General features: G+C 71.0%; 11 protein-coding genes. 7 read left to right on the top strand and 4 right to left on the bottom strand.

The annotated features are described in order from the left end of the window. The first annotated feature begins 76 nt into the window (after positions 1 to 76). Together ASF21_RS01820 and ASF21_RS01815 are read left to right on the top strand one after the other, a co-directional pair. Positions 77 to 931, top strand: coding sequence for an SDR family NAD(P)-dependent oxidoreductase (locus ASF21_RS01820; RefSeq protein ID WP_055765993.1), 855 nt, complete (start codon positions 77 to 79; stop codon positions 929 to 931). Then, complete coding sequence (locus tag ASF21_RS01815) at positions 928 to 2,295, top strand: aldehyde dehydrogenase family protein (protein ID WP_055765990.1); 1,368 nt, start codon at positions 928 to 930, stop codon at positions 2,293 to 2,295. The genes ASF21_RS01820 and ASF21_RS01815 overlap by 4 nt, the downstream gene beginning before the upstream one ends. Before the next feature lie 22 nt (positions 2,296 to 2,317). Here ASF21_RS01815 and pgm read toward each other — a convergent pair whose 3' ends face one another. Next, positions 2,318 to 3,949, bottom strand: a complete 1,632-nt coding sequence (pgm, locus tag ASF21_RS01810) for a phosphoglucomutase (alpha-D-glucose-1,6-bisphosphate-dependent) (protein ID WP_055765987.1) — start codon at positions 3,947 to 3,949, stop codon at positions 2,318 to 2,320. A 109-nt stretch (positions 3,950 to 4,058) separates the two neighbouring features. Between pgm and ASF21_RS16670 the strand changes: the two genes are divergently transcribed. Both ASF21_RS16670 and ASF21_RS01805 read left to right on the top strand, forming a co-directional pair. Beyond that, on the top strand, positions 4,059 to 4,226 hold the full coding sequence (locus ASF21_RS16670) for a hypothetical protein (RefSeq protein WP_157365700.1): 168 nt from the start codon (positions 4,059 to 4,061) through the stop codon (positions 4,224 to 4,226). A gap of 97 nt (positions 4,227 to 4,323) precedes the next feature. Beyond that, positions 4,324 to 5,574, top strand: coding sequence for a glycerate kinase (locus ASF21_RS01805; protein ID WP_082471159.1), 1,251 nt, complete (start codon positions 4,324 to 4,326; stop codon positions 5,572 to 5,574). Here the strand turns inward: ASF21_RS01805 and ASF21_RS01800 are convergent. The 3 genes from ASF21_RS01800 to ASF21_RS01790 form a co-directional block, all read right to left on the bottom strand. Next, positions 5,571 to 7,103, bottom strand: coding sequence for a long-chain-fatty-acid--CoA ligase (locus tag ASF21_RS01800; RefSeq protein ID WP_055765984.1), 1,533 nt, complete (start codon positions 7,101 to 7,103; stop codon positions 5,571 to 5,573). The two genes, ASF21_RS01805 and ASF21_RS01800, sit on opposite strands and share 4 nt — an antisense overlap. A gap of 145 nt (positions 7,104 to 7,248) precedes the next feature. Further along, a complete protein-coding gene (locus ASF21_RS01795; protein ID WP_055765981.1) occupies positions 7,249 to 8,712 on the bottom strand; it encodes a peptide MFS transporter in 1,464 nt (487 codons plus the stop codon). Beyond that, positions 8,713 to 10,164, bottom strand: a complete 1,452-nt coding sequence (locus ASF21_RS01790; protein WP_055765977.1) for an amidase — start codon at positions 10,162 to 10,164, stop codon at positions 8,713 to 8,715. Between the two features lie 99 nt (positions 10,165 to 10,263). Here ASF21_RS01790 and ASF21_RS01785 point away from each other — a divergent pair, with 99 nt between their 5' ends. From ASF21_RS01785 to ASF21_RS01775, 3 genes are all read left to right on the top strand, one after another. Then, on the top strand, positions 10,264 to 10,590 hold the full coding sequence (locus ASF21_RS01785) for a rhodanese-like domain-containing protein (RefSeq protein WP_055765974.1): 327 nt from the start codon (positions 10,264 to 10,266) through the stop codon (positions 10,588 to 10,590). Next, complete coding sequence (gene pheA / locus ASF21_RS01780) at positions 10,587 to 11,525, top strand: prephenate dehydratase (RefSeq protein WP_055765970.1); 939 nt, start codon at positions 10,587 to 10,589, stop codon at positions 11,523 to 11,525. Before ASF21_RS01785 ends, pheA begins: the two co-directional genes overlap by 4 nt. 71 nt (positions 11,526 to 11,596) lie before the next feature. Next, entirely contained in the window at positions 11,597 to 12,571 is a 975-nt protein-coding gene (locus ASF21_RS01775) for a DNA topoisomerase IB (protein ID WP_055765967.1), read from the top strand. The last annotated feature ends 84 nt before the right edge of the window (positions 12,572 to 12,655 follow it).

Here is a 12,655-nt window from a genome sequence, read left to right as displayed (position 1 = left end):
CGGGGGTTCCGGCAAATCCTATCGGCAGCGCGTGACGGGGGTGTTACGTTGCTTGTCAGCGAGCAAAGGGGCAGACATGGCATTCACGGTCCGCGGACGCACCGTGCTGGTCACGGGTGCAGGCATGGGCATGGGCAGGCTGTACGCCGAGCGGGCCGCGCGGGACGGGGCGGGCGCCGTCGTGCTGTGGGACATCGATGCACGGGCGCTCGAGGACGTGGTGGCGCACCTCGCCCCGCACGGCGCCACCGTCCACAGCTACATGGTGGACGTCGGATCCGTGGAGTCGATCCGGGCAGCTGCCGCCGCGGTCCTGAACGACGTCGGTGTCCCCGACGTCCTGGTCAACAACGCCGGGATCGTGCGCGGCGCGTACTTCTGGGAGCACGACCACCTCGCGGACATCGACCTGACCCTGCGCGTCAACGCCGCCGGTCCCATGCACGTCGCACGGGCCTTCCTGCCGGCGATGATCGGGCAGGGACGTGCAGGCAGGATCCTGAACGTTGCATCGGCGTCCGGCACCCTGTCCGTCCCGCGGATGAGCGTCTACGCGGCGTCCAAGTGGGCCGTGATCGGCTGGAGCGATTCACTGCGCCTCGAGCTGCGGGCCGCGCGTCATCCCATCGCCGTCACCACCCTGATTCCCAGCTACATCAGGACCGGCATGTTCGAGGGTGCCCGAGGCCCGTTCATGACCCCGCTCATGGAGCCGGAGTACGTGGTGGACCGGGCCTGGAACGGCATGCTCGGCGGACGCGCCCGGGTCCAGCTGCCCTGGACCGTGCAGCTCGCGGGCACGCTCCGCGCTGTGCTGCCGCAACCCGTCTGGGACGTCGTCGCGGGCCGCGTCCTCAGGATCTACAGCTCCATGGACCACTTCACCGGGCGCCAGGACGGCCCCGCCTCCGAGACGAAGGACACGCCATGAACGCCACTGCACTCCTCGACGGCCGACGCCGGTACTTCGACACCGGTGCCACACGGCCCGCGACCTGGCGGCGCGGGCAGCTCGAGGCCCTCCGCCGCCTTCTCGTCGACCGCGAGGAGGACTTCACGGCCGCCCTCGAGGCGGACCTCGGCAAGAGCCGCACGGAGGCGTTCCTCTCGGAGATCGCCGTCGTGCGGGCCGAACTGGACTTCGCCCTCAAGCACCTCGACCGGTGGATGGCGCCGGAGAAGATCCCCGTGCCGGGCGGCCTGCGCCCCGGGCGCGCGTGGACGCAGGCGCGCCCGCTCGGGGTCGTGCTGATCATCGGGCCGTGGAACTATCCGCTGCAGCTGGTCCTGGCCCCCCTGGTCGGTGCGCTCGCGGCGGGCAACACGGCGGTGCTGAAACCCAGTGAACTGGCCACCGCGACCTCCGCCGTGCTCTCCCGCCTCGTGCCGCTGTACCTCGATGCCGAAGCGGTGTCCGTGGTGGAGGGCGGGGTGGAGGCCAGTACCGATCTCCTCGCGCAGCCCTTCGACCACGTGTTCTACACGGGGGGCGAGCGGGTGGGGAAGATCGTGATGAAGGCCGCTGCGGAACACCTCACGCCCGTCACGCTCGAGCTCGGCGGGAAGTCCCCGGCCGTCGTCGTCGGCGGCGACCTGCGCGCTGCGGCGAGGCGTATCGCCTACGGCAAATTCATGAATGCGGCGCAGACGTGCGTGGCTCCCGACTACATCCTGACCACGCCGGCCGCGGCCCCGGCCCTGGCCGACGCCCTGGGCGATGCGATCCGGGACTTCTACGGCAAGGATCCGCGGATGTCGGGGGACTACGGCCGCATCATCAACGAGCACCACTTCGACAGGATCGTCGGGCTCCTCGACGGCGGGAGGGTCGTCTCCGGCGGCCGCCACGACCGCGCCGATCGGTACATCGAGCCCACGGTGCTGCGGGACGTTGATCCGGCGTCACCGCTCATGCAGGAGGAGATCTTCGGCCCGCTGCTGCCCATCCTCGAGGTGGAGGACCTCCAGGCCGCGATCCGCTTCATCGGTGCACGACCCCACCCGCTGGCCGCCTACCTCTTCAGCGATCGCGACGATCACCTGGCGGCGTTCACCCAGCAGGTCCAGGCAGGCGGGCTGGGGCACAATGTCTGCACCATCCAGCTCGCGGTCCCCGGCCTGCCCTTCGGTGGCGTCGGAGCCAGCGGCACGGGCAGCTACCACGGCCGGCAGTCCTTCGTGACCTTCAGCCACCTGCAGCCCGTGTTCTCGAAGCCGTCGGGACTGGACACCCTGCGCCTCGCCTACCCACCCTTCGGGCCGGTCAAGCGGGCCCTGCTGCGCCGGCTCCTCTAGGGCCGGCGCAGGGCCCGCCGGGTCAGCTGATGACGCCGTCCACGAGGGCCTTCGCCTCGGCCTGGACCTGCTTGAGGTGCTCCTCGCCGCGGAAGGACTCGGCGTAGATCTTGTAGACGTCCTCCGTCCCGGACGGGCGGGCCGCGAACCAGGCGTTCTCCGTGGTCACCTTCAGGCCGCCCACGGGGGCACCGTTGCCGGGCGCCTCCGTCAGGCGGGCGGTGATCTCCTCGCCCGCGAGGGTCGTCGCAGTGACGTCCGACGGCGAGAGCTTGCCGAGGGCGGCCTTCTGCTCGCGCGTCGCTGCGGCGTCGATGCGCGCGTAGACCGGCGCGCCGAAGCGTTCGGTCAGCGCGCCGTAGTGCTGTGACGGCGTCTTCCCCGTCACGGCAGTGATCTCCGAGGCGAGCAGCGCCAGCAGGATGCCGTCCTTGTCCGTGCTCCACGGTGACCCGTCGAGGCGCAGGAAGGACGCTCCGGCGGACTCCTCGCCGCCGAACGCCAGTTCTCCGCTGAGCAGGCCGGGGACGAACCACTTGAAGCCCACCGGGACCTCCTGCAGCACGCGGCCGAGATCGGCGGCGACACGGTCGATGATCGAGGACGAGACGAGGGTCTTGCCGATCACGGCGTCGGGACGCCAGTTGGGCCGGTTCGCGTACAGGTACTGGATGGCGACGGCGAGGTAGTGGTTGGGGTTCATGAGTCCGGCGTCGGGGGTGACGATGCCGTGGCGGTCGGCATCGGCGTCGTTCCCCGTCGCGATGTCGAACGTGTCCGCCTGCTTGATGAGCGAGGCCATGGCGTACGGGGAGGAGCAGTCCATCCGGATCTTCTCGTCCCAGTCGAGCGTCATGAACGCCCACTGGGGGTCGACCGTCGGGTTGACCACGGTGAGGTTCAGGTTGTGGCGCTCGCCGATCGCGCCCCAGTAGTCCACGGCGGCGCCGCCCATGGGATCGGCGCCGATGTGCACGTTCGCGGAGCGGATGGCGTCGAGATCCAGGACCGAGGGGAGGTCGTCGACGTAGTGCTGCAGGAAGTCGTAGGTGCTGATGCCCTCGGCGGTCCGCGCCTGGGCGATGGGCATGCGCCGCACATCGCGGAGGCCGCCCTCGAGGAGGTCGTTGGCGCGGTTCGCGATCCACGTGGTGGCATCGGAGTCGGCGGGGCCTCCGTGCGGTGGGTTGTACTTGAAACCGCCGTCGGCCGGGGGATTGTGCGAGGGGGTGATGACGATCCCGTCGGCCTGCTCCGTGCGCGTCGCGTTGTACCTGAGGATGGCGTGCGAGACGGCCGGGGTGGGGGTGTAGGCGCCGCGGGCGTCGACGAGGACGGCCACGTGGTTGGCCGCGAGGACCTCGAGGGCCGTGTTCTGCGCGGGCTCGGACAGCGCATGGGTGTCCTTGCCCATGAACAGGGGCCCGGTGATCCCCTGCCCCGCGCGGTACTCGACGATCGCCTGCGTGATCGCCGCGATGTGCCCCTCGTTGAAGGAGGACTTGAGGGAGGACCCGCGGTGCCCGGAGGTCCCGAAGGCCACGCGCTGCGCGGGGTCCCCGAGATCGGGTTCGACGTCGAAGTACGCGTCGAGCAGTTTGGTCACGTCGACGAGGTCGGAGGGGAGGGCCACTGTGCCCGCTCGGTTAGCCATGGCCCCAGCATGTCAAAGAACGCGGCCGATTACACCCGGTGTCGCTGATCGTCAGTAAGCTGAGGATCAGCACCCGGCCAGGGTGGAGACGCGAACGGAAGGAAGCACCATGAGCGACGGTCCCAGCGACACCCCCACCGGCGATCCCGAGGAGCAGGGCGCCGAGAAGGCCGGCAACCTCGACGAGCAGCTCGCCGGTGGTTACGGCGGACCAGGCACGGAGGACGAGGTGGCCCCGGACTTCGAGGCGGACAACGGCAGCGGTCCCACCGGCTGACGCCGATGGGGGCGGCGACGCCCGGAGCCGTGTGACCGCGCCGGACGGCGGCCGACATGGTCCGACGCGTCGCAGGGCCCGCGGTTAGGGTGGACGGGTGATCACGCCCGCGCAGCCCCGCCCGCTCAGGATCGTCCTCGCTCCCGACTCCCTCAAGGGCAGCCTCCCCGCAGCGGAGGCTGCCCTCGCCATGTCGCGGGGCGTCACCTCCGCCGCGGCCCGTCTCGGACACCCGGCGCCCGACGTCGTCCTCGCCCCCCTCGCCGACGGTGGGGAGGGGACACTGGACGCGCTGCTCGCGGCCTGGGGCGTCGAGCCCCGGACGGTCGCCTGCCATGACGCCGCCGGCCGGGCCCGCGCCGCCCGGTACGGCATCACCACCGGGGGAAGCGGCTCCACTGCCGCGGATGGCGCTGCCGGTGCCGCGGACGACGCAGCGGATGATGCGGTGCGCGGTGTCCTCGAGGCCGCCGAGGCCAACGGCCTGCCCCTGGTCGCGGACCTGCCGCTGGATGCCCTGACGGCCACGAGCTTCGGGGTGGGCGAGATCGCGGCGGCACTACTCTGCGACGGGGCGGAGGAGATCCTGCTGTGCATCGGCGGCTCCGCGACCACCGACGGCGGCACGGGACTCCTCTCCGCCCTCGGCGCACGTTTCCTCGACGCGGACGGCGACCCGCTCCCGCCCGGCGGCGGCGCACTGGCGACCCTCGCCTCGATCGAGCTGGACGGACTCCATCCGCGGGCCCGCGCTGCACGGTGGCGCATCGCCGTCGACGTCGACAACCCCCTGTGCGGGCCCCGCGGTGCCGCAGCGGTCTTCGGTCCGCAGAAGGGCGCGTCGCCGGACGACGTCGCCGTGCTCGACCACGGCCTGGCGCACCTTGCACGCATCCTGCGCGATCTGACGGGCGTCGACGTGCTGGAGCTGCCCGGCGCCGGGGCGGCCGGGGGACTGCCCGCCGTGCTCGTGGCGCTGCTCGGCGCGGAGATCGTCCCGGGGTCCGCGCTGGTCGCGGACGCCGTCGGCCTCGGGGCCGCTCTCGCCGACGCCGACCTCGTGCTGACCGGGGAGGGTTCCTTCGATGCGCAGTCCCTCGGCGGCAAGGTGGTCCAGGCCGTCGTCGCGAACGCCCCGTCCGGCTGCGCCGTCGTCGCGATCGCGGGACGGGTTCAGCTCACGCCCGCGGAGGTCCAGGACGCCGGGCTGGCGGCGGCCTTCTCCCTGGCGACGGGTCCGGTGCGGCTCGAGGAGCTGATGCAGGACGCCGGGGCACTCATGGAGGGGGCCGCCGCGCACGTGTACGGCGTGTTCGGTGCGGCGCGGACCGCCGCGGCGCGGAGCTAGACCGAGATCTCCCGCTTCAGGATCTTGCCGGTGGGGCCCTTCGGCAGGGCGTCCACGAGCACCACCCGGCGCGGGTACTTGTAGGCCGCGACGCGCTCCCTCGTGAACTCGACGATCTCCGCGGCGAGGGTCTCCTTCGCGGCGTCGTCGGCCGGGGCGTACCCGGCCTTGAGGCCGATCACGGCGACGATCTCCTCGCCGTGCAGCGGGTCGGGCACGCCGATCACGGCGGCCTCGGCGACGGCGGGGTGCTCGTAGAGCACTTCCTCGATCTCGCGCGGATAGACGTTGTACCCGCCGCGGAGGATCACGTCCTTCTTGCGGTCGACGATGAACAGCAGGCCGTCCTCGTCGACGCGGGCGAGGTCTCCGGTGCGGAACCAGCCGTCGGGGATGGCCGCGGAGGTCGCGTCCGGATTCTTCCAGTAGCCCTTCATGACGCAGTGGCCGCGCACGGCGATCTCGCCCACCTCGCCCTGCGGCAGCTCGGCGCCGTCGGGATCGATGATGCGTACGTCCACACCCTCGACCGGGGTGCCGATGGAGCCGGGCTTGCGCAACGCACCCACGCGGTTGAAGCTGACGATCGGCGACGTCTCGGACAGCCCGTACCCCTCGAGGAGATCGGCCTTGAACACGCGCTCGAACTCGTGCAGCACCTCGACGGGCAGGGCCGAGCCGCCGGAGACGGCGACCCGCACGGAGGAGAGGTCGGTGTCCTGGACCGCCGGATGCCGCAGCATCGCGATGTACATGGTGGGCACGCCCTCGAAGATGGTGACGCGGTCCCGGGCGATGATCTCCAGCGCCTTGCCGGGTTCGAAGCGCGGCAGCAGCGTGACCGTCGCGCCGGTCAGCACGGCGGCGTTCAGGGCGCAGGTCTGGCCGAAGATGTGGAAGAACGGCAGGCCGCCGAACAGCACCTCGCCCTCGGCCGTGCCCATCAGGTCGCGGGAGATCTCGGTGTTCCGCGAGAGGTTGGTGTGCGAGAGCGTCGCGCCCTTCGGCCGTCCCGTGGTCCCCGAGGTGTAGAGGACGACGGCGGTGTCCTCGCCGTCGAGGTCGACGACGCCGGGGGTTGGCTCGGCCGCGGAGACGCTCTGCATGAAGGCGCCGCTGTCCACGGTGACCACGGTGACCACCGTGACCTCGTCGCCGCGCTCCGTTCCCGATGCCTCCGCCCCGGACTGCGCCTCCGCGATGATGCCCTCCCAGGCGAAGACCAGCCGGGCCCCCGAGTCCGTCAGGTGGTAGGCGACCTCGCGTCCCTTGAGCAGCGGGTTCAGCGGCACGACGACGGCCCCGACGCGCAGGATGCCGTAGTAGACGAAGGCCATCTGAGGGATGTTCGGCATGATCAGGACGACGCGGTCACCGCGCCGGACACCATGGCCGGCGAGGAGGGTCGCGACCTTCTGGCTGAGTACTTCGAGGGCTCCGAAGGTGACTTCGACGTCGTCGAGCTTGATGGCCACCGCCGCGGGGCTCCTCGTTGCGGTGGCGACAAGATTGTTGGCGAGGTTCGACACGCGATCTCCTTTGATCCTTCGACGACTGCCGGGCCGGCCGCACGCCGCACGTACGGTGTCCGTTCCGGTGCTCCCGGTACGGATGTTACCGGTGGGTAGAAGTCTGTGGGATCAGGGGCGGCCGCGCAACAGGGCCCGCCGGAGCCTAGCGGACGCCGCTCATGGCCTTCCGGATGGCGGGTGCTCCTGCGAGGAGGGCGCCGCCGAGCACGATCGCCGTGATGCCGCTGAAGGCGAAGTAGGGCACCTCGGTCTCCTCGGAGTAGAACCCGGCGAGGATGCCGGACACCGTGGTCCCGAGGGAGATGGACAGGAAGAAGAGGGCCAGCATCTGCGTGCGGAACGCCTCGGGCGCGAGCTTGGTGGTCACGGACAGACCGATCGGGGAGATGAACAGCTCCGCCCAGGTGAACAGCAGGAGGATCGCGGCGAGCCCGAGCAGCGGCGTGCTGTTCGGTCCACCACCCGCGAAGGGGATGAAGGCGAGGAACGCCAGGCCCATCACCATGAGTCCGAAGGAGAACTTCACGGGCGACGACGGCTGGCGGCTCCCGAGGCGCGTCCACAGGGCCGCGAACACACCGGCGAAGACGATGATGAAGACGGGGTTGATCGACTGCACCATGCCCGGCGGCATCTCCCAGCCGAAGAGATCCCGGTCCAGGCGGCTCTCGGAGTACAGGGCGACGACGGTGAACTGCTGCTGGAACAGCGACCAGAAGGCAGCGCTCGCGACGAAGAGCGGCATGAAGGAGTAGACGCGGCGCCGCTCCACGGCGGTGACCTTGCGGCTGAGCAGGATCACCGCGAAATAGGCGACGGTCGCGACGATGGCGGCGAAGGCCATCACGTCGGCGAGGTTCTCCGCGTTCAGGAGGCCTGTGCTCACGACCACGCCCAGGAGCACGAGGACGGCGGCGGCGATGATGATCCAGCGGCGGTACTCGGCACGCGGGAGGGGATTCTCGACCTCGTGCGCGGTGGCCGGCAGGTTCTTCCGGGCGAGCGCGTACTGCACGAGGCCCGCGGCCATGCCGACCGCCGCAAGGCCGAAGCCCACATGGAACCCGTAGGCGTCCCACGCCAGATTGGTGAGCAGCGGTCCCACGAGGGCACCGATGTTGATGCCCATGTAGAAGATGGAGAAGCCCGCGTCGCGGCGGTCGTCGCCGGGCGCGTACAGCGTGCCGACGAGTGACGACGCGTTCGCCTTCAGGCCGCCCGAGCCCACGCCCACCAGGACCAGCCCGACGACGAGGCCCACGACACCGGGGAGCAGCGCGAGGGCGATGTGCCCGCCCATGATGATGATCGCCGAGACGAAGAGCACGCGCTCGGAGCCGAAGACGCGGTCGGCGAGCCAGGCGCCCAGGATGGTGGAGAGGTAGACCCCGCCGCCGTAGGCCCCGACGAGTCCTGCAGCGGTCACCTCGTCGAAGCCGAGGCCGCCCTCGGCGAGCGTGTAGGTCATGTAGTAGAGCAGCAGCGCCTGCATGCCGTAGAAGGAGAACCGCTCCCACAGCTCCACGCTGAACAGGTTCGCCAGCATGCGCGGGTGTCCGAGGAAGGTCGACCCGCCGGTGCGGGCGGTGCGCTGGGAAGTGCTCATCTACTCCATGGTGCCACTGGCCATGAGAGCTGGGAAATCACCATCGGCATACCGCACGGCCTCGATCTGTGCCGTTGCGGCGAGCAGCTGCGCCTCCTCACCGGGCCGCCCGATGAGCTGCACGCTCATGGACAGGCCGTCCGGCAGGCGGAGCGTGGGGACCGTCACGGCAGGCAGGCCGCAGACGTTCACCATGGAGGTGTAGGGGGAGTAGCGGCACTGGCGGAGGTAGTCGGTGTCGCCGTCGGCGTCGGTGTACCACCCGATCGGGCGCGGTGTCATCGCCACGGCGGGAGTCAGGATCATGTCGTGGTCGGAGTACTGGCGGATCGTCTCGTGCTCGAACTGCCGCAGCACGTCGACGGCGGCCGCCAGGTCCGCGGCGCTGCGGCCCAGCGCGCGGCGGCGGAGCACGCGGGTGATGTCCGTCAGCCGGTCCTCGCGGTCCGCGGGGAGGGGGGCGGTGGCCAGTCCCGCGGTCCACACCAGCTGGAAGGCGTCGTGGTAGCGGCGGTCGTAGGTCAGGGCGGTCTCGACGACTTCGTGTCCGGCCCGCTGCAGCATCCCGATACCGGCGTGGAGCGCGTCGGTCGCGGCACTGTCCAGCCCGAGGTCGCCCAGGACGTCGCCGGCTCCGGCGAAGGGGGAGGCGGTGCTGACGCCGATCCTGAAGCGCCCTTCCGCCCGCAGCGCCGCGTCGAGGAAGGAGCCGGGATAGCGGGAGGCGGCGCTGGTGGGCCGGTAGTTCGGTTCCTGGACCAGGACATCGAGGAGCAGCCCGGCATCCGCGGCCGTATGGGCGAGGGGACCGGCGACCACCAGCTGTCCGAGGTCCGCCTGCGCCGATCCCGAGGGCACCCGGCCACGGTTCGGCTTGAGCCCGACGAGACCGGTGGCCGCCGCGGGGATGCGGACGGAACCGCCGCCGTCGGTCCCGGGCGCGAAGGGGACCATGCGCGCAGCGACGGCGGCCGCACTCCCGCCGCTCGATCCTGCGGGGCTGAGCCGGGGGTCCAGGGGATTGCGGGCCGGCGGGGCGATGCGGTTCTCGCTGTAGCAGCTCAGACCGAATTCCGGGACCTGCGTCTTGCCGAGGCTGATGGCGCCGGCCCGCCGGAGGACGGACGCCAGCGGCGCATCCTTCTCGGCGACGGCGTGATCGAGGGCGGCCGTGCCCAGCGTGGTCCGGACACCGGCGACGTCGGTGAGGTCCTTGTGGGCGATCGGCACGCCGTGCAGCGGCCCGAGAGCGACGCCCGAGGCGTGCAGCCGGTCGGCGTGGTCGGCGGCGCGCAGCGCGTCGTCGTGCGTGACCGTGACGAACGAGCCGAGGTCCGGATTCAGGGCGTCGATGCGCCGGAGGAAATGCTCGGTCACCTCCCGGGCACTGACGGCGCCGCGGGCGAGCGCGTCACGGAGCGTGAGGGCGGGCAGGTCGTGCAGTTCGCTCATGGGCACTCCAGGGAAGGCGGGGATCCTCCCACTATAGGAGCCGGCCCGCAGGGGTCCGTAGCAATGGCGTCCCCTGCCGGTGCGTGGAAAGGTAGGCGCATGAGCGATCTCCAGAACGTACCGGTGACGGCAGTGCCCAGCGACGCGCGCATCCTCGATGTCCGTGAGGACTATGAGTGGGAGGCGGGCCACGTGGACGGCGCCGTCCACATCCCGCTCGATCAGCTGCCCGCGCGGTTCGGCGAGCTGGATCCCGACGAGGGCCTGCATGTCATCTGCCGTGCCGGCGGGCGCTCGCAGCGCGCTGCGGAGTGGCTCGAGGGCAACGGCTACACGGCGATCAACGTGAGCGGCGGCATGGGTGCCTGGGCCGACGCCGGCAAGCCGATGGTCTCCGAGACGGGCAGCGAGCCCGCGGTCCTGTGACGCAGCCGTCCTCGTACACCTACCTGGGGCCTGAGGGTACATTCACCGAGGCCGCACTCCTGCAGGTGCCGGGAGCCGGAGATTCACGCCGCGTACCGGCGTCCACCGTTGCGGCGGCGCTCGACGCCGTCCGGTCGAAGGCGGTGGACGCCGCGATGGTGCCCATCGAGAACTCGGTCGAGGGAGGTGTCAGCGCGACGCTGGACGCCATCGCGGTCGGCGATCCCCTGCGGATCCTGCGTGAGGAACTCGTGCCCATCACCTTCGTGCTCGCCGCGCGGGCCGGAACCGCACTCGGGGCCGTCCGGCGGATCGCGACCCACGGGCACGCCTGGGCGCAGTGCCGTGCCTGGGTGGACGCCACCATCGCCGATGCGGAATACTTCCCGTCGTCGTCGACCGCCGCTGCCGCCTACGGGCTCGTCGACGGTGACGACTCCTATGACGGTGCCATCTGTTCGCCCCTCGTGGCCCAGCGGCTCGGGCTGGCCGTGCTCGCGGAGGACATCGGGGACGTGGCCGACGCCGTCACGCGGTTCGTGCTCGTCGGCCGACCGGACGCGCTCCCGCCCCGGACCGGGGCGGACAAGACCACGCTGGTGATACCGCTTCCCGAGGACCACCCCGGGGCGCTGATGCAGATCCTCGACCAGTTCGCCGCGCGCGGGGTCAATCTCAGCCGGATCGAATCGCGGCCCACCGGGCAGTTCCTCGGCGATTACTTCTTCAGCGTGGACGCGGACGGCCATGTGGAGGACGCGCGGGTGGCGGACGCGCTCAAGGGCCTGCACCGGATCAGCCCGGGCCTCCGCTTCCTCGGGTCCTACGCGCGGGCCGATCACCGGACCCCCGCCGTCGAGCGCCACACCTCGGATGACGCCTTCGCGTCGGCGGACCACTGGCTCGGGGGGATCCTCGGGGGCCGACCGAGGTAGGCGCGTTCCTGCGGCCCATTACACAGTAGGCTTACCATCGACGGTCCCCCACTCGAAGGCTGGTTCTCCTGATGGCTCGATTGCGCCGCAGCAACACGCGCAGGCCCGGTATCTCCCGCCGCCGGCACGGCAAGGGTTTCAGCTACCGTGCGCCCAGCGGCGAGCTGCTGCAGAACCGCGCCGAGCTCGAGCGGATCAAGGAGCTCGTGATCCCGCCGGCCTGGAAGGACGTGTGGATCGCGCCGTACCCGAACGGGCACGTCCAGGCGATCGGCACGGACGATGCCGGACGGCGCCAGTACATGTACCACCCGGCCTGGCGGGAGCAGAAGGACCGCGAGAAGTTCGACCGCGCACTCGATTTCGGCGCGAAGCTGCCGAGCGCCCGTCGCGCCATCACGCAGCACCTGCGGAGCGACGGCGTCAGCCGGGAGCGGGCCTTTGCCGCAGCCCTGCGGATCGTCGACTCCGGTGCGCTCAGGATCGGATCCGCGCAGTACGCGGAGACCAACGGATCCTTCGGGGTGACCACGCTGCTGGTCGAGCACTGCACCATCGACGGCGGCCTGATCGTCTTCGACTTCCCCGGCAAGAGCGGCCAGCACTGGGACACGCGCCTCGAGGACGAGGACCTGGCCGAGGCGCTGCGGCCCATGGTGGAGCGTGAGGAGGCCGACACGGTCCTGGCCTACCAGTCGGAGAACGGCGTGTGGCACCACGTGGACGGCTCCCAGCTCAACGAGTTCCTCCGCCAGGTCACGGGCGGCCCCTTCACCGCGAAGGACTTCCGGACCTGGCAGGCCACGGTCGTCGCCGCGATGGCACTCGCGAAGGAGGACCTCGGGGCGACCACCAGGACGGCCCGCCAGAAGGCGGTGAGCGCCACCATGAAGGCCGTGGCGGAGCACCTCGGCAACACGCCGACGGTTGCCCGCACCTCCTACGTGGACCCGCGGCTCGTGGACCGCTTCATGAGCGGTGAGGTCATCCCCATCGGTACCTACTCGGCCTCGGAGAAGGCCGTGCAGGAGCTGCTGCGCGACTGAGCGCACCAGCGCCCGTTTCAAACCATCCCGTCGGTCAGTACGCTGGCACCGGGCGCCCAACGAGGAGCGCATCCTTCGACGAAA

This window comes from Arthrobacter sp. Leaf234, from assembly GCF_001422665.1.
In the GTDB taxonomy this organism is placed as follows: domain Bacteria; phylum Actinomycetota; class Actinomycetes; order Actinomycetales; family Micrococcaceae; genus Arthrobacter_D.
Note: the sequence above shows the minus strand (reverse complement) of the source record. Positions and strands in the feature narration are given on the sequence as shown.

Coding starts and splice junctions, on each gene's coding strand:
- ASF21_RS01820 (WP_055765993.1), top strand. CDS start 77: ATGGCATTCACGGTCCGCGGACGCACCGTGCTGGTCACGGGTGCAGGC.
- ASF21_RS01815 (WP_055765990.1), top strand. CDS start 928: ATGAACGCCACTGCACTCCTCGACGGCCGACGCCGGTACTTCGACACC.
- pgm (WP_055765987.1), bottom strand. CDS start 3,949: ATGGCTAACCGAGCGGGCACAGTGGCCCTCCCCTCCGACCTCGTCGAC.
- ASF21_RS16670 (WP_157365700.1), top strand. CDS start 4,059: ATGAGCGACGGTCCCAGCGACACCCCCACCGGCGATCCCGAGGAGCAG.
- ASF21_RS01795 (WP_055765981.1), bottom strand. CDS start 8,712: ATGAGCACTTCCCAGCGCACCGCCCGCACCGGCGGGTCGACCTTCCTC.
- ASF21_RS01790 (WP_055765977.1), bottom strand. CDS start 10,164: ATGAGCGAACTGCACGACCTGCCCGCCCTCACGCTCCGTGACGCGCTC.
- ASF21_RS01785 (WP_055765974.1), top strand. CDS start 10,264: ATGAGCGATCTCCAGAACGTACCGGTGACGGCAGTGCCCAGCGACGCG.
- ASF21_RS01775 (WP_055765967.1), top strand. CDS start 11,597: ATGGCTCGATTGCGCCGCAGCAACACGCGCAGGCCCGGTATCTCCCGC.